This is a genomic window from Dysgonomonas sp. GY75, assembly GCF_015234155.1.
Taxonomy (GTDB): Bacteria; Bacteroidota; Bacteroidia; order Bacteroidales; family Dysgonomonadaceae; genus Dysgonomonas; species Dysgonomonas gadei.
Genome location: NZ_JADCLQ010000036.1, coordinates 788,428 through 809,859, shown reverse-complemented (window position 1 = coordinate 809,859; position 21,432 = coordinate 788,428). Strand labels below are relative to the sequence as shown.

General features: G+C 41.1%; 19 protein-coding genes. 11 read left to right on the top strand and 8 right to left on the bottom strand.

The genetic code is table 11. The annotated features are described in order from the left end of the window. The first annotated feature begins 780 nt into the window (after nucleotides 1-780). The 11 genes from IR083_RS15335 (at nucleotide 781) to IR083_RS15285 (ending at nucleotide 12,137) form a co-directional block, all read left to right on the top strand. Entirely contained in the window at nucleotides 781-1,860 is a 1,080-nt protein-coding gene (locus IR083_RS15335) for a substrate-binding domain-containing protein (RefSeq protein WP_242052429.1), read from the top strand. A gap of 107 nt (nucleotides 1,861-1,967) precedes the next feature. After that, the gene (locus tag IR083_RS15330) at nucleotides 1,968-2,783 is read left to right on the top strand and encodes an SDR family oxidoreductase (RefSeq protein WP_006801285.1); all 816 of its coding nucleotides are present in this window, start codon (nucleotides 1,968-1,970) and stop codon (nucleotides 2,781-2,783) included. A 43-nt stretch (nucleotides 2,784-2,826) separates the two neighbouring features. Continuing rightward, nucleotides 2,827-4,002, top strand: coding sequence for a mannonate dehydratase (gene uxuA, locus IR083_RS15325; protein ID WP_194224977.1), 1,176 nt, complete (start codon nucleotides 2,827-2,829; stop codon nucleotides 4,000-4,002). A gap of 88 nt (nucleotides 4,003-4,090) precedes the next feature. Further along, entirely contained in the window at nucleotides 4,091-5,497 is a 1,407-nt protein-coding gene (uxaC, locus tag IR083_RS15320) for a glucuronate isomerase (protein WP_194224976.1), read from the top strand. Between the two features lie 34 nt (nucleotides 5,498-5,531). Next, complete coding sequence (gene kduI / locus IR083_RS15315) at nucleotides 5,532-6,374, top strand: 5-dehydro-4-deoxy-D-glucuronate isomerase (protein ID WP_194224975.1); 843 nt, start codon at nucleotides 5,532-5,534, stop codon at nucleotides 6,372-6,374. Between the two features lie 27 nt (nucleotides 6,375-6,401). Next, on the top strand, nucleotides 6,402-7,553 hold the full coding sequence (locus IR083_RS15310; protein WP_194224974.1) for a DUF4861 domain-containing protein: 1,152 nt from the start codon (nucleotides 6,402-6,404) through the stop codon (nucleotides 7,551-7,553). A 19-nt stretch (nucleotides 7,554-7,572) separates the two neighbouring features. After that, a complete protein-coding gene (locus IR083_RS15305; RefSeq protein WP_194224973.1) occupies nucleotides 7,573-8,610 on the top strand; it encodes a sugar kinase in 1,038 nt (345 codons plus the stop codon). A 104-nt stretch (nucleotides 8,611-8,714) separates the two neighbouring features. Beyond that, nucleotides 8,715-9,509 (top strand): gluconate 5-dehydrogenase, encoded by a 795-nt coding sequence (locus IR083_RS15300; protein WP_194224972.1) that lies wholly within the window; start codon nucleotides 8,715-8,717, stop codon nucleotides 9,507-9,509. 75 nt (nucleotides 9,510-9,584) lie between these two features. Next, nucleotides 9,585-9,974: a four helix bundle protein gene (locus IR083_RS15295; protein ID WP_006801278.1), complete on the top strand. Its 390-nt coding sequence runs from the start codon at nucleotides 9,585-9,587 to the stop codon at nucleotides 9,972-9,974. Nucleotides 9,975-10,019: 45 nt separating this feature from the next. Next, nucleotides 10,020-10,685 (top strand): bifunctional 4-hydroxy-2-oxoglutarate aldolase/2-dehydro-3-deoxy-phosphogluconate aldolase, encoded by a 666-nt coding sequence (locus IR083_RS15290; RefSeq protein ID WP_006801277.1) that lies wholly within the window; start codon nucleotides 10,020-10,022, stop codon nucleotides 10,683-10,685. 21 nt (nucleotides 10,686-10,706) lie between these two features. Next, complete coding sequence (locus IR083_RS15285; protein ID WP_006801276.1) at nucleotides 10,707-12,137, top strand: MFS transporter; 1,431 nt, start codon at nucleotides 10,707-10,709, stop codon at nucleotides 12,135-12,137. Nucleotides 12,138-12,229: 92 nt separating this feature from the next. On the opposite strand, the gene xylE is transcribed toward IR083_RS15285, so the two are convergent. The 8 genes from xylE to IR083_RS15245 all read right to left on the bottom strand — a co-directional run bounded on the left by xylE (nucleotide 12,230) and on the right by IR083_RS15245 (nucleotide 21,340). Further along, nucleotides 12,230-13,786, bottom strand: coding sequence for a D-xylose transporter XylE (xylE, locus tag IR083_RS15280; protein WP_006801275.1), 1,557 nt, complete (start codon nucleotides 13,784-13,786; stop codon nucleotides 12,230-12,232). An 86-nt stretch (nucleotides 13,787-13,872) separates the two neighbouring features. Then, nucleotides 13,873-15,201, bottom strand: a complete 1,329-nt coding sequence (gene xylA, locus IR083_RS15275) for a xylose isomerase (RefSeq protein WP_006801274.1) — start codon at nucleotides 15,199-15,201, stop codon at nucleotides 13,873-13,875. Nucleotides 15,202-15,244: 43 nt separating this feature from the next. Further along, a complete protein-coding gene (locus IR083_RS15270; RefSeq protein ID WP_194224971.1) occupies nucleotides 15,245-16,660 on the bottom strand; it encodes a glycoside hydrolase family 30 protein in 1,416 nt (471 codons plus the stop codon). Between the two features lie 33 nt (nucleotides 16,661-16,693). After that, nucleotides 16,694-18,172, bottom strand: coding sequence for a xylulokinase (locus tag IR083_RS15265; RefSeq protein WP_194224970.1), 1,479 nt, complete (start codon nucleotides 18,170-18,172; stop codon nucleotides 16,694-16,696). Nucleotides 18,173-18,248: 76 nt separating this feature from the next. Further along, the gene (locus IR083_RS15260; RefSeq protein WP_006801271.1) at nucleotides 18,249-18,965 is read right to left on the bottom strand and encodes an NUDIX hydrolase; all 717 of its coding nucleotides are present in this window, start codon (nucleotides 18,963-18,965) and stop codon (nucleotides 18,249-18,251) included. 248 nt (nucleotides 18,966-19,213) lie between these two features. Further along, nucleotides 19,214-20,056, bottom strand: a complete 843-nt coding sequence (locus IR083_RS15255; protein WP_194224969.1) for a patatin family protein — start codon at nucleotides 20,054-20,056, stop codon at nucleotides 19,214-19,216. 126 nt (nucleotides 20,057-20,182) lie between these two features. After that, nucleotides 20,183-20,629: a DUF3836 domain-containing protein gene (locus IR083_RS15250; RefSeq protein WP_006801269.1), complete on the bottom strand. Its 447-nt coding sequence runs from the start codon at nucleotides 20,627-20,629 to the stop codon at nucleotides 20,183-20,185. Between the two features lie 303 nt (nucleotides 20,630-20,932). After that, nucleotides 20,933-21,340, bottom strand: coding sequence for a DUF3836 domain-containing protein (locus IR083_RS15245; protein WP_260397876.1), 408 nt, complete (start codon nucleotides 21,338-21,340; stop codon nucleotides 20,933-20,935). Nucleotides 21,341-21,432 lie beyond the last annotated feature (92 nt).

Sequence of the window (21,432 nt, the reverse complement as noted above, 5' to 3'; positions counted from 1 at the left end):
AAGTAACAAAGGTAACACTTGTTTCAGTGAACAGTTAGCAGTCATCAGTTAACAATGTTGCGCTTGGTTATACTGAAGTGAATTTCATAGCTCATTACCTTATTTACACTTATTAACTATATTTCGTTAAAACCTGACACATCTGACAGTTTTTCACTATTTTTATCTTATAGTTTTTACATTCGTTAACCATAAATAGTTAAAAGATAACATAGGTAACACGGAAAACAATTAATAATTAAGAATGAAAAATTAAGAAACAACGGTCAACGGAGCTAATTAGCTTTTTACTTTCTCTGTTGCTTCCTTTTTGGGGAGGTTGGAGGGGCCATCAATATTTCAAAGAACTACAAGCTATCAGCTAACGGCTAAAAGCTTATACATATAGATAAAGTAATATAAAGAAAGTAGCACTCTTTTTTACGTGTTATTTGATTGAATTTGGTCAGGTTTTTCTTGAGCTTTATATCGCCATGATAGTGTATATACTTACTTTTATCCCTTTTGCGGGAGGTAAATCTCTTCGGGACGCGATATTTTGGCACACAATATAACAAAAAGTAAAATTAAGAAGCATACTGCTGTATTATTAGATATGCGGACGTTAAAATATGCCCTACAACATATTCATCTTTTAGTAAAGATTGTAATATATTAAATATTAGTGTTTTAAAATATTTTCTCAAAAATATGTGTGCGCACACGCATTGTGTAGTTAATAAAAATAATTACTTTTGTAGAAATGTGTGTGCGCACACAATTAAATTTTTTCTGCAAAAAATGAAAAAAGATAATAGTAATATACGAATTGTAGATATCGCTAAACTTGCAGGAGTCTCAACAGGCACTGTAGACCGTGTTCTGCATAATAGGGGACGAGTGTCGGAAGAAAAACGCATCAAAGTAGAAGCTATTCTGAAAGAAATCAATTACGAGCCTAATCTGGTAGCACGTTTTCTTGCGTCGAAACGCAGTTATAAGTTCGCCGTTATCGCGCCCACCTATTCGGAAGGCGATTATTGGGAGCTTGTTTGTGACGGTATAAATCGTGCAGGAGATGAGATGAGGAAATTCAATATAAGTGTCGAATATTTCCATTTCAACCAGTACGACCGTTTTTCTTTTCTCAAAGCAGCGGACAAGTTTAAAGAAAAAGATTTTGATGGCGTACTGCTGGCCACCCTTTTCGGTGAACTGGTTGTAAACCTGTCTAAAGAACTCGACGAAAAAGACATTCCATATATATACATTGATTCGGACATTCAAAAACAAAAAGACCTCGCATACTTTGGCGGTGATTCCTTAGGTAGCGGAAATATAGCCGCAAAACTACTCCTGAAGGAAATTGGTCTCGATGCCGATATTTTTATCGCACATGTAAGATTCAAATACAAGGAAATATCCGTGCAGATGAAGACTCGCGAACAAGGTTTTATGAAATGCCTTTCCCAATCTGATTATAAAGGTAAAATACATCATGTGGAAATAGATCCGGACAACCATCCTGCCGGACTGGAAAAACTCGAGGATATCCTTTCTCAAAGCGATACTCTGGTAGGCGGCATAGTATTAAACTCGCGGATATACGAACTAATCGCCCTTCTGGAAAAAGCTAAACCGGCTTTACGCGAAAGAGTCCGGTTGGTGGGCCATGATGCCATAGAACGTAACATAAGGGCACTCAAAAACGGACAGATTTCATTTATCCTTTCTCAACGCCCCGAATTGCAGGGATATGACGCTATCAAGGCACTGGCAAATTATTTTCTGTTTAAACAAGAACCGGAGAAAACCAACTTTATGCCTATAGACATACTCATAAAGGAAAATGTAGATTATTATAACAACTATAAATTATAGGAATCTAAATGTAACGTGAAAAACTAAAAATTAAAAATAACAATAAGTAATGGGTAAACTTGAAGCCTGAAAACTTGTAATCCATAACTTGTAACTCGTAACTAAAAATGAAAAACAGCTTGTTCAACATCGACGGAAAAGTAGTCCTCATCACAGGAGGATATGGTATTTTAGGTTCGCAAATGGCAGAATATCTGGCATCGGAAGGAGCTAAAGTAGTTATACTCGGACGTTCGAAAGAAAAAGGTGAGGCCTTGGCCGCTAAGATTAAAGCCAAAGGAGACGAAGCAATGTTTCTTGTATCAGATGCCATGAACGAAGAAAATCTGGTACAAAACAGGGAGGAGATACTTAAAGCATACGGTAAAATCGATGTACTTATAAATGCTGCCGGAGGAAACATGCCGGGAGCAACTATCCCGCCGGATAAAACAATATTCGATGTTAAGGTAGATGCATTCAAAGACGTAATCGATCTCAACCTCTTCGGTACGGTTATCCCTACCCTTGTATTTGCAAAAGCAATGGTAGACAATGGGAAAGGGAATATAATAAATATAGCATCCATGTCATCTTTCCGCCCGCTGACCCGTGTTATGGGTTACGGTGTGGCAAAATCGGCTGTGGCCAATTTTACAGAATACATGGCAGGGGAATTGTCTACGAAATTCGGTGAAGGCTTCCGTGTAAACGCTTTGGCCCCGGGTTTCTTTATCACAGAGCAAAACAGGAACCTGATGCTCAATCCCGATGGTTCGTATACCGACCGTGCAAAATCGGTTATCGCACACACGCCATTCCGCCGCTTTGGTGAATCGGAAGAACTTCTGGGAGCTATACATTATCTGGTAAGCGATGCTTCCAGTTTTGTAAACGGTTCTATACTTGTAGTAGACGGGGGATTCAACACATTCTCAATTTAATCTTGAAATCCTGAAATTTTTAAATCTTGAAACTAAAGAATTTATGATACTAAGCGAACAAACATGGCGCTGGTACGGGCCAAACGACCCTGTATCATTAGCAGATATAAGACAGGCCGGAGCAACCGGAATAGTCACAGCCCTGCACCACATCAAAAATGGTGAAATATGGACTGTAGAAGAAATACAAAAACGCAAAGACATTATTGAAAAGGCCGGACTGACCTGGTCTGTGGTAGAAAGTATTCCTGTACACGAACATATCAAAACACAGGAAGGAAACTACAAAGAATATATCGAAAATTACAAGGAAAGCGTCCGTAATCTGGCAAAGTGCGGAGTGAAGATCATCACATACAACTTTATGCCGGTACTGGACTGGACACGTACCGATTTGGCTTATACCCTGCCCGACGGGTCTAAGGCCCTGCGTTTCGAGCGTGCTGCGTTTATGGCCTTCGAGTTATTCATACTGAAACGCCCGGGTGCGGAAAAAGAATATTCAGCCGGAGATATCGCTAAAGCGAAAGCCCGCTACGAAAGCATGTCTCAGGAAGAAAAAGACCTTTTGGTACGCAATATGATAGCAGGACTGCCCGGTGCGGAAGAGAGTTTTACACTTCAGGAATTTCAGGCTCAACTCGACAGATATAACGGTATAGATGCAGAGACATTAAGGAAAAACCTGATATACTTTGTTAGTCAGATCGCACCTGTAGCCGATGAAGTGGATGCCGTTCTTGCTATTCACCCCGACGATCCGCCCTATCCGATTCTCGGTCTTCCACGTATATTAAGCACTGAATCGGATTTCAATAAACTGGTAGAGGCCGTGCCAAACAAATCGAACGGGCTATGCTTCTGCACAGGCTCATTCGGTGTAAGAGCTGATAATGACATGCCGAACATGATAAAACGTCTTGGCGACAGGATAAATTTCGTTCACCTGCGCTCCACTCAGCGCGACAGGGAAGGTAATTTTTACGAAGCAAACCATCTGGAAGGCGATGTGGATATGTACAGCGTGATGAAAGGATTTCTGGAAGTGCAGCAAAAACGCAACATTTCCATTCCTTTTCGTCCCGACCACGGACACCAGATGATCGACGACCTGAACAAAAAAACGAATCCGGGTTACTCATGCATCGGCCGTCTCAGGGGATTAGCCGAACTCAGGGGACTGGAATTGGGTATAGCAAAAACATTATATATAATATAGCTGACAGCTGTCAGCTATTAGCCGTTAGCAGACCAGATTTCTGATTAACAGCTAATAGCTAAAAGCTAAAGGCTAAAAGCTTAAAATTATGAAACAGTTTTTAGACGATAACTTCGTATTGCAAAACGAAACGGCAGAATACCTGTATCATCAGCATGCAAAACATCTGCCTATTATAGACTATCATTGTCACCTCGACCCTAAACTGATAGCAGAAGATTATCAGTTCGACAATCTGGGTGAAATATGGCTGGGCGGCGACCACTACAAATGGCGTGCAATGCGTACCAACGGTGTGGATGAACGCTATTGCACAGGAAAAGATACCACCGATTGGGAAAAGTTTGAGAAATGGGCGGAAACAGTGCCTTATACAATGCGTAACCCGCTCTACCACTGGACACATCTGGAACTGAAAACGGCATTCGGTGTAACAAAAATATTAAAACCCGAAACAGCTAAAGAAATTTTTGACGAATGTACTGCCAAACTGCGCACTCCTCAATTCTCGGCTCGCGGGCTGATGAAGCATTACAACGTGGAAGCTGTTTGTACAACAGACGACCCTATCGATTCGCTTCAATATCATCTGGCTTTAAAGAATGAGGGATTCTCTATTAAGGTGCTTCCTACATGGCGTCCCGATAAGGCTATGGCCGTTGAGATACCCGATTCATTCAGGGGGTATGTGGAGAAATTATCGGAAGTGTCGGGCGTAGCTATCAGCAACTTCAGTGATCTGATTACTGCACTGCGCAAACGTCACGACTTTTTTGCAAGTGTAGGCTGTAAACTATCAGACCACGGTATCGAAGAATTCTATGCAGAAGATTATACACAGGTGGAAATAGATGCTATTTTCAATAAAGTGTATGGAGGGAAAGAGCTTACACATGAAGAAATCATCAAATTCAAATCGGCTATGCTTGTCGAAGGGGCTATCATGGACTGGGAGAAAGGCTGGACACAGCAGTTTCACTATGGCGCTATCCGCAACAATAATACCCGTCTGTTTAAAAAATTAGGCCCGGATACAGGTTTTGATTCTATCGGAGACTTCACAATAGCAAAAGCTATGTCGAAATTCCTCAACAGGCTGGATACAGATAATAAACTAGCCAAAACGATTATTTACAACCTGAACCCGCGCGACAATGACCTGATTGCAACCATGATAGGAAACTTCCAGGATGGTTCGGTTGCCGGAAAGATACAATTCGGTTCGGGATGGTGGTTCCTCGACCAGAAAACAGGGATGGAAGCGCAGATGAACTCATTGTCTAACTTGGGCTTATTGAGTCGCTTTGTAGGTATGCTGACCGACTCGCGCAGCTTCCTGTCATATCCTCGCCACGAATATTTCCGCCGCATACTGTGTAATCTGATAGGAAGGGATGTGGAACAAGGTCTGCTCCCTTCATCCGAATTGGATTTTCTGGGTAAACTGGTCGAAAACGTATCATATTACAACGCTAAGGAATTTTTTAAGTTTTAAAATATATCAATAACCAAACATAAAGGATAAAGAAATGAAAACAGTAATTGAAGAACGCTGGGGCACGCACCCCAACGATGTAAAAAATTACGACACCACACAATTGCGTAAAGAGTTTTTAGTAGAAAAATTATTTGAAGCCGACAGTGTATTAATGACTTATACACACAACGACCGTCTGATTATCGGCGGTGCCCTGCCTGTAAAAGAGGCTCTGAAACTGGAAACGGTAGACCTTATCCGTTCGGAATATTTCTGTGAACGCCGCGAACTGGGTATCATCTGTATCGAAGGCGAAGGAGTAGTTACAGTAGACGGAAAAGATTACAGCATGGCATTCAAGGATGCTGTATATGTAGGCCGTGGCTCTAAAGAAGTTACCTTCAAAAGTAATGACGCAGCCAAACCTGCAAAATATTACTTCGCTTCTTCTCCGGCACATAAAGAATATCCCACGGCTCAGATCACATCTGCTATGCGCCGTACAAGGGATCTCGGTGTACCTGCCACATCTAACGAGCGTTTGCTGAACCAAATCATATTAAGCGAAATCGTACCTTGCTGCCAGTTGCAGATGGGTATGACCGAAATCAAGGAAGGAAGCGTATGGAACACCATGCCTCCTCATACACACTCGCGCCGTATGGAAGCATACTTCTATTTCAAAGTACCTGCACAGCAGGCTGTATGCCACTTTATGGGACAGCCTCAGGAAACACGCCATATCTTTATGGGTAACGAGCAGGCTGTTATTTCCCCGTCATGGTCTATCCACTCGGCCGCGGGAACGAGCAACTATACATTTATCTGGGCTATGTGCGGCGAAAATCTCGATTATGACGATATGGACACCTTCACTGCTGATAAACTGCGTTAAGCCATATATCATCAAAAAATAAATAATATGAAAAAAATATTTAGTTTCTTTCTTTCCGTTATATTTCTTTTCTCTTGTTCCTCAAACAAGGAAATGAATATAACAGTAGAAAATACAAGCGACTTTGACCGTGTAGCCGATATGGTCGAAATCCCGTTAGACAGCATCAAAGCTAAAGTAACATTGACCGATAGTGCTGTTTATGTAGTAAAAAACAACGCCGGTGAAATCATCCCGTCTCAGGTAACATACGACAGAAAGCTTATTTTCCAGCCGGAACTGAAAGCCAAAGAATCGAAAATTTTTGTTATCACTACCGATATAAATCAGGCTTATGAAGCAAAAACATACGGTCGCTTTATCACTGAACGTAAAGATGACTTTGCATGGGAAAATGACCGTGTGGCATTCCGTATCTACGGCCCTGCTCTGATAGAAATAGACGGCCCGAGCAACGGTATCGATGCGTGGTACAAGCGTACAAACAACCTAATTATCGACAAATGGTATAAAGCCGACCTTGCTGGAGAAGCATCGTACCACGAAGACCACGGCGAAGGGCAGGATGACTACAAAGTAGGCCGCACACTGGGCGCAGGAGCAATGGCTCCGTATGTGAATGACAAGTTATGGCTGAACGAAAATTTTGCTTCGGAAGAATTATTGGATAATGGTCCCCTTCGTACAACCTTCAAACTGACATACAAAAATCTGGATGTAGATGGAAAGTCTGTAGCTGAAAACCGGACTATCTCAATCGATGCAGGTTCCCAATTGTCTAAGATTGTGCAGGCTTATACTATAAAAGAGCCTATGCAGGTGGCAGCCGGAATAGTAAAGAGAGAGAAAAACGACTCTATTATCTCTTCGGATAAATATGTCGTGTATGCCGAACCAAAGAGCGACATGGTAGACAATGTATATCTGGCGATGGTTTTTCCTCAGGGAATAGATAAGTCAATTGTAGACACATACACCGTTGACAATCCTAAAACAAAGAAAAAAGACACATATTCACATGTACTGGCGATAACTACCCAGCAACCGAATATCCCGGTAACTTATTACAGTGGCTACGGATGGTCTAAGTTCGGGTTTGCGACAGTTGCCGATTTCGAAAACTATGTGAAAGAATTTTCAGAAGGGTTGAATAATCCGCTAGTTGTAACATATAAATAGATTAATGTCAAAACACACTATGAAGAAAGTAGTAACATTCGGGGAAATCATGTTGCGTCTTGCAACTCCCGGATATCAGAGATTTATACAATCTAATAATTTGAACGCCACATTCGGTGGAGGTGAGGCTAATGTTGCCGTATCATTGTCTAATTACGGGATTCCTACCGATTTTGTAACCCGTCTGCCTAAAAACGACATCGCGGAATGGTGTATTTCCGACCTTCGTAAATACAATGTTGGTGTAAATAATATCATCCGTGGCGGTGACCGTGTCGGTATCTATTTCCTCGAAACGGGAGCTGTTGCACGTGCATCGAAAGTAGTTTATGACAGAGCCAATTCAGCTATTGCCGACATCAAACCGGGAATGGTAGACTGGAAAGAAGTATTCAAAGATGCGCAATGGTTTCACTGGACAGGTATCACTCCGGCTATATCGCAGGGTGCGGCAGACGCATGTCTGGAAGCAATCAAGGTAGCGAACGAAATGGGAGTAACTGTTTCCACAGACCTCAACTATCGTAAGAACTTGTGGAAGTATGGCAAATCCGTATCGGAAGTTATGCCTGCCCTTGTAGAAGGCTGTGATGTGATTTTGGGTAACGAAGAGGATGCTGAAAAAGTATTCGGTATCAAACCGGAAGGCTTCGATGTGGCTCATACAGGCGGAGAAGTGGATGCTGCTGAGTTTGAGTCGGTATGTACACAAATGATGAAACGCTTCCCTCGCGCAAAGAAAGTGATTATCACACTTCGCGGTTCTATCAATGCAAACCATAATACATGGGGAGGATGCCTGTATTCAGATAAGCTATATCAATCGAAACGTTACGATATCACACATATAGTAGACCGTGTGGGTGGTGGCGACTCGTTTATGGGCGGGCTTATCTACGGGCTTATCTCTTATCCGAATGACGATCAGAAAGCACTGGAATTTGCAGTAGCTGCTTCTTGTCTGAAACATACTGTATATGGAGATTTCAACCTCGTTACTGTTCCGGAAGTAGAGAACCTGATGAAGGGTGACGGTTCGGGAAGGGTATCGAGATAATACCAATTAGCAAATTTGAAAATTAGCAGATTCGGAAATTGATTAATCAACTCATTTTTCATTTGCTAATTTTCTAATCATCGAATTTTCAAATTAATAAAAATATGCAAAATCAATTCTCATTAAACGGAAAAATAGCTTTAGTTACCGGAGCATCTTACGGTATCGGCTTTGCTATTGCTTCTGCATTGGCAAAGGCAGGCGCAACTATCGTTTTCAATGACCTGAAACAAGAATTTGTTGATAAAGGCCTGGCTTCATACAAAGAAGCAGGAATCAATGCCAAAGGTTATGTGTGTGATGTAACTAGCGAAGATCAGGTAAATGCAATGGTTGCACAGATAGAAAAAGAAGTGGGTGTTATCGATATCCTCGTAAATAATGCGGGTATCATCAAACGTATCCCGATGATAGAAATGAGCGCTGCTGAATTCCGTCAGGTAATAGATGTGGATCTCAATGCTCCGTTTATCGTTGCAAAAGCAGTTATACCGGGTATGATCAAAAAAGGTCATGGCAAGATTATCAATATATGCTCTATGATGAGCGAACTTGGTCGCGAAACGGTATCGGCTTACGCTGCTGCCAAAGGCGGACTGAAGATGCTTACACGCAATATCGCATCCGAATACGGAGAATATAACATTCAGTGCAATGGTATCGGACCGGGTTATATCGCAACACCTCAGACTGCTCCTCTACGTGAGAAACAGGCTGACGGTTCACGCCATCCGTTCGATTCATTTATCATAGCTAAAACTCCTGCTGCACGCTGGGGAACACCCGAAGACCTGGAAGGCCCGGCTGTATTCCTTGCATCACATGCTTCGGACTTCGTAAACGGACATGTATTGTATGTGGACGGAGGTATATTGGCTTATATTGGCAAGCAACCGTAAAAAACGAAAAGTGAAAAGTGAAAAACTAAAAATATGTATCAATAGTTTTTTGCTTTTCACTTCAATTTTTTAAAGATGGATAATAACGAAAATATAATAAGAAAAGAAAAATCGATACTTGTAGTAAAAAGTTATGCTTTTGCTGTCAGGATAGTCAATCTTGTTCAGTTTTTACGAAAAGAAAAATCTGAGTATGTATTATCAAAACAGGTTTTGCGTAGTGGTACAGCAATCGGAGCTTTAATAAGAGAAGCTGAATTTGCACAAAGCAAATCTGACTTTGTGCATAAATTAAGTATTGCTCTTAAAGAAGCGAATGAAACTGACTATTGGATTTGTCTTTTAAAGGATACTAATTATATATCAGTATCTGAATACGAAAGTTTAGCTTCTGATTGTTCCGAACTGATTTATATTTTGATATCATCTATTAAAACTGTAAAAAATAAATTAAGTGAGAAATGAGGATTTCTTCCATTTTTCACTTTTCACTTTTAATTTTTCACTTATATGCGTTTCTCTAGAATAAAAGCCTGCCAGGTAATGGCAGAGACCGGGATGGTACCGGTATTTTACCATAGCGACCTCGAAACATCCAAGCAAGTACTGAAAGCTTGTTATGAAGGTGGAGTACGGGCTTTCGAGTTCACTAACCGTGGAGATTTTGCACACGAGATATTCGGCGAACTAAATAAATGGGCAGCAAAAGAATGTCCGGAAATGATACTCGGTATCGGCTCAATTGTTGATGCAGGTACCGCTTCTTTGTTTTTACAGCTTGGGGCAAACTTTGTGGTAGGTCCGTTGCTCAATCCGGATATCTTTAAGGTATGTAACCGCCGTCAGGTAGCCTATATACCGGGCTGTGGATCTGTATCGGAGGTAGGTTATGCCCAGGAATTGGGAGCGGAAGTTGTAAAAGTATTCCCTGGAGATGTTGTAGGGCCGGGTTTTGTAAAAGGATTGAAAGCGCCTATGCCATGGTCTAACGTCATGGTTACCGGAGGTGTTACGCCTACGGAAGAAAATCTGACCAAATGGTTCAGTGCAGGCGTTACTGCCGTAGGTATGGGTTCTAACCTGTTTCCTAAAGATGTAATTGCAGCAAAGGATTGGGGTAAGATAACGGAAATGTGTAAAGAAGCTCTGGCTATAATAGCTAAAATCAGGAAATAATATAACTCTTAAAACGATTCCATGAACAAACAAAAAATGACAAATTACAGGTGGACGATCTGTGCAATGCTTTTCTTCGCCACGACGGTTAACTACCTCGACAGGCAGGTATTGTCACTCACCTGGGATGAATTTATTAAACCGGAGTTCCATTGGGATGAATCTCACTATGGTACTATCACAGCAGTATTCTCCATTGTATATGCTGCCTGTATGCTATTTGCAGGGCGTTTCGTTGACTGGATGGGCAGTAAAAAAGGATTCCTTTGGGCTATCGGGATATGGTCGGTAGGGGCTTGTCTTCATGCTGTCTGCGGCGTATTTACCGAAGCCTATGTAGGAATGCACAGTGCCGCTGAACTGGCTGCTGCAACAGGAGATGTAGCAGTTGTGATCGCTACCATCAGTATGTATGCTTTCCTCTTTGCCCGTTGTGTACTGGCATTAGGAGAAGCAGGAAACTTTCCGGCTGCAATCAAGGTTACAGCAGAATATTTCCCTAAGAAAGACCGTGCTTATGCCACTTCAATATTTAATGCCGGAGCCTCAATAGGAGCTTTAATTGCACCTTTGAGTATACCTGTATTAGCTAAATTCTGGGGATGGGAAATGGCCTTTATTGTTATTGGTGCCCTCGGTTTTGTATGGATGGGATTCTGGGTATTCCTATATGATGCTCCGGCGAAAAGCAAGCATGTGAATAGTGCGGAACTTGAATATATAGAACAAGACAAGCATGAAGATGGGACTATGGATAGCGGAAAAGAGACTGAAGAAAAAAAGATTCCTTTCTGGAAATGTTTTTCTTATAAACAGACATGGTCTTTCGCTATTGGTAAATTCATGACCGATGGTGTGTGGTGGTTCTTCCTCTTCTGGACTCCATCTTACCTGAACACACAATTTGGTATCAAAACTTCGGAAGGACTCGGTATTGCATTAATTTTCACATTATATGCAATTACCATGTTATCCATTTTCGGTGGAAAATTGCCGACTATCATCATGAATAAAACGGGTATGAACCCGTATGCAGCACGTATGAGGGCGATGTTAATATTCGCATTCTTTCCGCTGGTAGTCTTATTCGCGCAACCGTTAGGTACAATTTCTCCTTGGCTGCCTGTGATAATGATCGGTATCGGAGGTGCTGCGCATCAGTCTTGGTCGGCCAACATCTTCTCTACGGTAGGCGATATGTTCCCTAAAGGAGCGATTGCATCTATTACAGGTATTGGAGGCATGGCCGGAGGTATCGGTTCTATGATATTGCAGAAATCGGCAGGTAATTTGTTTGTATATGCAGATGAAACTCAAATGACATTTATGGGATTTGAAGGAAAACCGGCAGGTTACTTTATTATTTTCTGTGTTTGTGCTATTGCTTATCTTATAGGTTGGGTAATAATGAAATCATTGGTTCCTAAGTATAAGCCAATCGACAATATTTAACCGGGTACGATAATACATAAAAGAAAAAGCAGAAGAATACGTTTGGGTTTCTTCTGCTTTTTTATTGACTAAAAAGATTAAATCTTATATCCTTACTTCTTCCACAGTTTCTCCATATCCTCCAAAGTCTTCCCCTTGGTTTCAGGCAAACGCTTCCATACGAACAATGCTGCAAGGATAGCCAGTGCACCATAAACCCAGTATGAGAATCCGTGATTGAACATACCTACCAATGTATCGTTCTTGTCCATGATAGGGAATGTCCACGAAATGAGGAAATTCGATACCCATTGTGCAGCTACGGCAATAGACATCACACTGGAACGCACCGAGTTAGGAAATATTTCTGCCAGCATTACCCAGCAAACAGGCCCCCACGACATGGCGAATCCGGCTGTATAAGTAAGCATAAACACAAGTTTAAGTCCACCCGGAAGTCCCTGAGAGAAGGATGTTCCCAAGCCCAGCATAGATGCGGCCATCACTAAAGCGCCTGTGATCAGCAACGGCTTACGTCCGAATTTATCTACTGTCAGAATCGCCAGTACGGTAAAAGACAGATTGATAATACCGACAATGATGGTTTGTAACAACGCCGAGTCTGTACCCGAGCCCATGCTCTTGAATATTTCAGGAGCGTAATATAGAACCACATTGATACCTACAAACTGCTGGAATGCAGATAGTAAAACGCCTGTCATAATAATAAGGAAGCCGTATGACTTGATAGGGACGTATAGTGCTATAAGGAAACTCACAATCATCGATATCTCCAATGCGCTTGAAACGCTTGCAAGTGAAAGGGAAATGATACCCACAACGAACAATATCAGCCATGTCATCATAAACCTGTAATATGGTTTAAGAGATACTGTCTCTTCTTTATCGAAACTATGCTTAATGTCTTCTATTTCTGTTTTAGCCATTGCACTGCCAACCAGTTTTGTCAGAATACTTTCGGCTTGTTTTATTCGTCCTTTCATTACCAGCCATCTCGGAGTTTCCGGAGCTGCAAATAATAATACAAAGAAGATTACTGACGGAATTGCCAGCGAGGCAAACATATATCTCCAGCCTGTAGTATGTAACCACTCCGTATCGCCCTGTTTAGCAATGAAGTAGTTGACAAAATATACGACAAGCATACCAAAGATGATAGCAAACTGGTTAAGACCTACCAGACTACCACGTTTATCAGGTGGGGCAATCTCGGCGATGTACATAGGTGACACCATCGATGCTATACCTACACCTATTCCTCCAAGTATGCGATATGCTACAAAATGATATACAAAAGAATGGTCACCATCGCTCGGCATATGATATCCGATTTCGGGCCATGCCGAACCGATAGCTGCCAATAAAAACAGGATAGCCGCAGCAAACAATGCTTTTCTGCGACCGAATGTCTGACTTACCCAGCCAGCCATTGCTGCACCGAAGATACATCCTATCAGTGCGCTGCTTATTACAAAACCCTCCATCGCATTTGCTTCGTTGAGAGGCAAGCCCATCGGGTCTATAAAAAAATGCCTCAACGACTCCACTGTACCCGATATAACTGCCGTATCGTATCCGAACAGCAGCCCTCCGAGGGTAGCAATGAGCGTGAGTTTTATGGTATATGATTTACTTACTTCGTTATTCATTGGTTCTTTGTTAGTTAACAAGTTGACAAGATACGAGATACAAGTCTCTTTTGTTTACTTGTATCTCGTTTACTTGTATCTGTATTTTAAATATACATGTTTACAATAGCTTCATAAAGTTCCTGCTTACCGCTTATTTGTTTCGGTTCGCCAACTTTGTGTGCAATTGTGCGTAAGTCTTCAAGAGTCAGTTTACCATCTTCGAATGCTTTACCATCTCCATTGTCGAAAGAAGCATAACGAGTCTGACGAAGTTTCTTATAGTCAGATTTTTCAAGTATATCAGCAGCGATCAAGAGGCCACGTGCAAATACATCCATACCCGAAATGTGAGCGATGAACAAATCGTCTCTGTCTGTTGAATTACGACGGATCTTAGCATCGAAGTTTACACCGCCATTACCAAGACCTCCTGCCGGAAGCAATACCAACCAAGCCTGAGCCAGATCGTACAGGTCGATAGGGAACTGGTCTGTATCCCATCCATTCTGATAGTCGCCACGATTGGCATCGATACTACCCAGAAGCCCAGCATCAACAGCAGCCTGCAATTCGTGTTCGAATGTATGGCCTGCCAGTGTAGCATGGTTAACCTCGATATTTACTTTGAAATCTTTATCCAAACCATAGTTGCGAAGGAATCCGATAACAGTTTCAGTATCATAATCGTACTGATGTTTAGTAGGTTCCATCGGCTTAGGCTCAATCAGGAATGTACCTGTAAAGCCTTGTTTGCGAGCATAGTCACGAGACATTGACAGGAAGCGTGCAAGGTGATCTTTTTCACGTTTCATATCTGTATTCAACAAGCTCATATAACCTTCGCGACCGCCCCAGAATACATAGTTGGAGCCACCCAAAGCGATAGTAGCGTCGATTGCGTTCTTTACCTGAGTAGCTGCGCATGCAACAACATCAAAGTCAGGGTTTGTAGAAGCACCATTCATATAACGCTCGTGGCTGAATACATTAGCTGTACCCCACAGGAGCTTAATACCTGATGCTGCTTGCTTTTCTTTCGCAAAATCGACGATGGTTTGCAGATTCTTTTCATACTCAGTCCATGAATTGCCTGCATCTACCAGGTCTACATCGTGGAAGCAATAGTATGGTATTCCCATCTTAGTCATGAACTCGAAAGCTGCATCCATTTTATATTTGGCATTGCTGATAGCATCATTACCTATATTCCAAGGATGGTGGATAGTTGCTCCGCCGAACGGATCGCCGCCGTTAGCACACAATGTATGCCAGTAAGCCATAGCAAAACGCATCCAGTCTTTCATGCTTTTACCCATTACCACTTTGTTTTCATCGTAGAAACGATAAGCTAACGGGTTTTTGCTTTCTTTTCCTTCAAATTTGATTTTTCCGATTCCCGGAAAAAATTCTTTTGTACCTTTTAAAATTTCCATAATTAAATTTGTTATTTAAAATGATTAGTTAGTTTATAATAATTTACTTTTTCGCTTCTACCAGGAATGTATTGATCGACTTCATTTTCAAATCCACGGTCATCATCTGGTCATTCACCTTAATCTTTAAAATCTGATTTGCAGCGCCCTCATTCGCAGCTATCACTACCACCGAATTGTCTGGATTGAGGAATGCAAGCATGTTATCATAACTACCTTCGGTAGAAAGTCGCTTTGCCCCTGGTTTTACAAAATGGCTGAACTGTTTCATCAGATAGTATTCAGGGTTATATTTGTAAGTCTTATTCTCTTGATCTACTGATATCAATGAATTTTGCGGCCATTGCCAACGATTGTTCGCAGGGTCTTTATCCAATGAAATATTCCAGTACATATAAGCAGATATACCATTATTGAAGTAATGCTTCATCAGGTTCCAGATATAGAAACATTGATCCCATGAATTCTTTCCGTCACCACACTCGCTTTCGGTCTGCATCAGCTTCATATCGGGATATGTTTCGTGTATCTTGGCAATGGATTCTTTTCCGGCCCACTGGAAGCCGATTTGGGAAATATATTCTCCGCTTTTATTCTGCATGATGGTATCGACCAGTAAAGCATTTCCTCTTTCCATAGTGCCAAACATTACATCTACTCCCATTTCTTTCATCTGTGGCCCCAGATAATCGCCTATAAATGTGCTAAGCCCTGCGGCTGTCCACGTGCATGACGGAAATATCTGGCATGAATTAAATTCATTCTGAGGGGCGATCATTCCGATGCTTATACCTTCATTCTTATAAGCCTCTATAAATTTCCTGAAATATAGGGCATAAGCCTTGAAGTATTCAGGTTCCTGAATAAACATATTCGTTCCTTCCAGATCCTGAGTAGGGCTTCCTTTCAGGTCGTTCACTTTCGGATTTGGCTTACATGCATAATGCTTATTATACTTCATCCACGAAGGCGGACACCAGGGTGAGGCCCATATTTTCACATCGGGGTTTATTTTTTGAGCAGCTTTTATGAAAGGTATCAGTGTTTCCTTGTCGTTGTCGATAGAAAAGTTTTTCATTTCAAAATCCTTATCCGTTTCATTGTACGAATACCAGTCCCGGGAGAAGTCATTCGCACCAATAGGCATACGGTTCAGGGTGAAATTCATCCCGTCTTCGCTGAACAGGTCTTTTATAACCGCGTCACGGTCTGCATCGTTCAATGCTGACAGAGTAGTCCATCCCAGTTCATTGAAACACCCGCCAAAACCATCTACGGTTTGCAGAGGTTTATCCGTCAATATTGTTACATCAACTTCAGCAGTTGCCTCTGCCATGGCTATCGAAGGGTTTTCTACAAAACAGGAATCGGGTGTTGTACTTACCCATTTTACCTGAGGGGATTCAGAGCACGAACAAACTAAACTGACAAGTCCAATTATACACAATACTTTTTTCATAATTTTCGTTTCTAATTGGTTAACTGAATAATATTATTTGGTTACTAGATTCTTCCATCGTTCATAGGCTTCTCTGTATTGTGCTTTGTTTGCCGTATCCGGTTTCACAACCGATAGTTTCTCAAGCGAAGCGAAAGCTTCTTTATTCGATGCATACAGACCGATACCGATGCCCGCGCCTTTTGCGGCTCCGGCAGCACCATCTGTATTATATAATTCTATTGTAGCACCGCTTACGCTGGCCAGTGTTTGAGCAAAAACCGGACTAAGGAACATATTGGCATATCCGGCTTTAATAGTGTGGATATTCATTCCCATTTCGCGCATTATCTCCATTCCGTATTCGTATGAGAATACGATACCCTCCTGAGCTGCTCGGAGTACATCCTTTTTGTCATGTATATTGAAATTGATACCGTGGATGGAACAGTTCACATCTTGATTTTCAAGAACACGCTCGGCTCCGTTACCAAACGGAATTATACTTAATCCTTTTGCTCCTATTGGCGATTGAGCAGCCAGATCGTTCATATCTGCATACGAAAGTCCGTCCAATGCCAGATTGCGTTTGAGCCACGAATTGAGGATACCTGTTCCATTGATGCACAACAAAACACCAAGACGGGTCAGGTCGGTAGTATAATTCACATGTGCAAATGTATTTACACGAGACAGTTTATCGTAATTGAGCTGATCCAATACACCATATACAACTCCCGAGGTACCAGCCGTAGATGCAATTTCTCCCGGTTCGAATACGTTCAGAGACAGGGCATTGTTAGGTTGGTCGCCTGCGCGGTAAGACACAGGAGTACCTTCCTTCAGTCCCAGTTCCTTTGCTGCCTCAGCCGACACATTGCCTTGTACGCCGAATATCGGTTTTATCTCAGGGAAAAAGCTTTTTGGTATTCCATAATAGTTGAGTACATCTTCCGACAATGCATTTGTCTTGAAATCCCAGAAAATACCTTCCGACATACCCTCGATAGTTACCACAATATCTCCTGTAAGTTTCATGCCGATATAGTCGCCGGGCAGCATCAGTTTATCTATTTTCTCAAATACTTGTGGTTCGTTTTCTTTTACCCATGCCAGTTTAGATGCTGTGAAGTTACCCGGGGAATTGAGCAGATGAGAAAGACATTTTTCTTCACCAATCGCTTTAAAAGCCTTTTCACCATATGGCACGGCACGGCTATCGCACCAGATAATGGAAGGGCGCAGCACATTCTTATCCTTATCTACCAATACCAATCCATGCATCTGCCAGGTAATACCTATAGCCTGAATATCTTCACCTTTGGCTCCTGCTTTTTGCATTACCGATTGATGAGCCAGTTTGAGGCTTTTCCACCAGTCGGCAGGGTCTTGTTCCGCCCAGCCTGATTTTACGGCTGTGATTTTCATTTCTTCTTTCGGGAAGAAGTCTGAAGCAACAATCTTGCCTGTATCGGCTTTCACCAAACAGGCTTTTACAGACGAACTGCCTATGTCGTAACCTAATAAATACATGCTTTTCTATTATAAGTTATAAATTATGAATTAATGAATCACTCCTTGTTAACTGCTAACTGTTGACTGTTAACTGTCATATACTAGTTTTCCTTTTATTATATTCTTTCTTGTCGAACTTATAGAAGCGGGCAGCACGATGTGAAACATCTTTCTGTCTCTCCTCCAATGCCACAACATAAGGCATCGCGGCTACTTTTTTGTGAAAGTTGCGTATATCGATCGCTTTATTGTAGATAGCCTCATACAGTTTATGTAACTGGCTTATTGTAAATTTCTGAGGAAGTAATTCGAAAACAATTGCGGGATCAAATTCTATCCATTGGCGTATCTCGGTGAGGGATTCCTTTACAATCTGATTGTGGTCGAACGGCATTTGTGGCAGTTTGTTGATAGGGCACCACTCTGTCAGCTTATACTTCGATATATTGTTGAGTTTCCTATCCACCTTGCAAAGGGAGAGATAAGCAACGGTTATCAGCCTGTTTATATTGGGCTGATAGGCTACATCCAGCCATTTTACATCGTCCGGATTCTTTGTACGATCGGGTGAGGCGAAACAGCGGAACTGTTTTAATGACATGCGTTTGATCCCGGTCAATTCGAAGAGAACCCTGTGAGCGGCATCGTCTACATCTTCTTCATTATATATAAGGCTTCCGGGTAATTTCAGATCCTTCACTCCTTTTTTATCAGCACCGCGCTGAACAAGGAGAATATTTAGCTGATCGTCTTCAAAGCCAAAGACAACACAGTCTACTGATACATATGTATGGATAAAATTTGCTTTCATGGTATCTTAATCATAGAATGTGATACACGAAAGTACGAATAATATTTTCATTTCAAAGTATTTTAAAATAAAATATTATTGTAAATAATTGTAATACTGGTATTTAAATATCGTATTCCATACAATAAGAATGTCAGTCATATTGTATTAAATACATTAAGTATTCTTTTACACAAAAGGGGTTACAAGTAACAATGCTATTTGTAGATATATGTTAAAAAAAACAATAAGGTAAGTGTATTTTTTATTTAAATATTCATCGTGTAGATGTCCTTTGCACATTCATATCCCTGCTCATATAAAGAAGTCAGTTTATCCACATCTTTTTCGATACGGTCTACCAATATGGGTTCTTTCGGACGGATGACGAATATTCGCCCCTCTTCTTCCAGTTTATCAACCAATTCGAGCTGGGCATTATATAAGCTGTTCCGGTTACTTAATGCTTCACGCATAGCCGGATATTTCCGATATATGAAAGATGGTACTTTTATATCCTTACCTTCCTTGCGATAGCCTTTGTTTCGGGTAAGTACCACTACGTTTTTGCTGTATCCCTGTTCCATTGCCCGGACAACCGGTACGGAATCGCAGATACCGCCATCGAGCATCGGGATATCGTCTACATAGGTGATAGGGCATAATATAGGCAGGCTGCTCGAGGCCTTAACAATGTCTATAACACGTTCCTTATTGCTTTTTTCTTCGTAATATTCCGCTTTTCCCGTGAGGCAGTTGGATGTCACCATTTCGAAACGGGCAGGAGAAGCGAAATAGGTTTCATAATCGTAGGGAATAATATTATCGGGGAACTCATGGAATAATAAGTCAAAATCCATGATATTGCGCTTCTTGATATAATGCTTGAATCCTATATATTTATATTTGGCCAGCAAGTCGATATTGCTGTATTTGGCACGCCCCCGCTGTTTTGACATGTAAGACAGTCCGTTGCATGCACCCGCAGATACCCCGATCGCATATGGGAACGTAATATCATTATCCATAAAATAGTCGAGCACACCACAAGTAAAAACCCCGCGCATACCACCGCCTTCCAGTACTAGTCCTATATTCGTTGTGTCAGTCATCAGTTATAACATTGATATAATCTCTAAAATTACATATTTTTTCGGACAACAGAAAGGGAAAAGCCCTGCCCCCGTCATTCATCCGGAGAGCAGAGCTTCTATATATAAAGAAAGAGTGTATATTTTTTATTTCTGGGACATAAGATAGGTGCTGTCGTTGTTTATATGTATCTGCTTCGTTGCAAGAAGCTCGCCTTCAGTATCGTATATATGAACCAGCTGTTCCGAACGGCAAGACCAGGTATTCAATTTATCGTTCCACTCTGTATAGATGAGATTTATAATCTTTCCGTCTCCATTACATTCATAGTCATATTTCTGGCTACCTATCCATCCGGCATTTCTATCCCATTTATAGAGAGTCTTTTTCTGAAGAAGTCCGTCCGGATTATAATGATATATAGCCTTGTCTATTGGGCAACCCAATTCTGTATCGTACGAGATAAGCTCTTTTATTACTCCTGTAGCAGAGGTTTCTTCGTTGCTGTAAACTTTTGTTTTAGGTTCGCCTGCATAGAGGCTTGTTACTGACAAAAAAGCTGTAAGGACTGAGGTTAAAATAATTGCTTTCATGATTGTATTTTTTATAGTTATTGTTATTTATTTCTTTTCGATTTCTAATCGTTTTCTATTAATATGACGCAATCGATATAATAAAAGTTACAGATTATTTCAAAAAAATAATTCATTTAACAATATTTAAATATCTGATAATCAATTGTAATTTATTATGCACAGTAGAATATTCTAAATAGTACTATGTTATGCATATTATCGGGGCAAAAAATATATAATGAATAGAGAATCACCGGAAAAATCAAAAACCTTTGGTAGCATGTTACCATAACTACCAAAGGTTGTGACTTCTCTTTATTATCATTTTATGGCAACTAATTCGCCTGCGGAGTTATAGGTATGAATGAATTCTTTGACATTAGCTGACCAATTCTTTGATTTTTTGTTCCAGTCGGCACGTACTATTTTTGCCACCAGCCCATTATCATTGTATTCATAAGTATATTGCTGGACATTTATCCATCCGGAATCACTATCCCACCTGTAAATTGTCTTGTTGAATAGCTTATCTGATTTATCGTAACTGCAAACTTCCTTCTTAACAGCTTGCAGGCCGCTGTTATCAAAATAAGTATATTCTTTCAATGTACCCCATTCGGTAGGCTCTACATTTGTAAATATTTTAGGTTCCGGTTCGCCTGCATATAGATTTGTTACAGAGAACAACACAGCTAATATAATGTATAAGAATATTGTTTTCATGATCACACTCTTTTTGGTTTAAAATTTCCTTTTACTGAATTCTATAGAAGCGCTTTCTATTATATATGACGCATATAAAAATAAAACGTTACATGTTT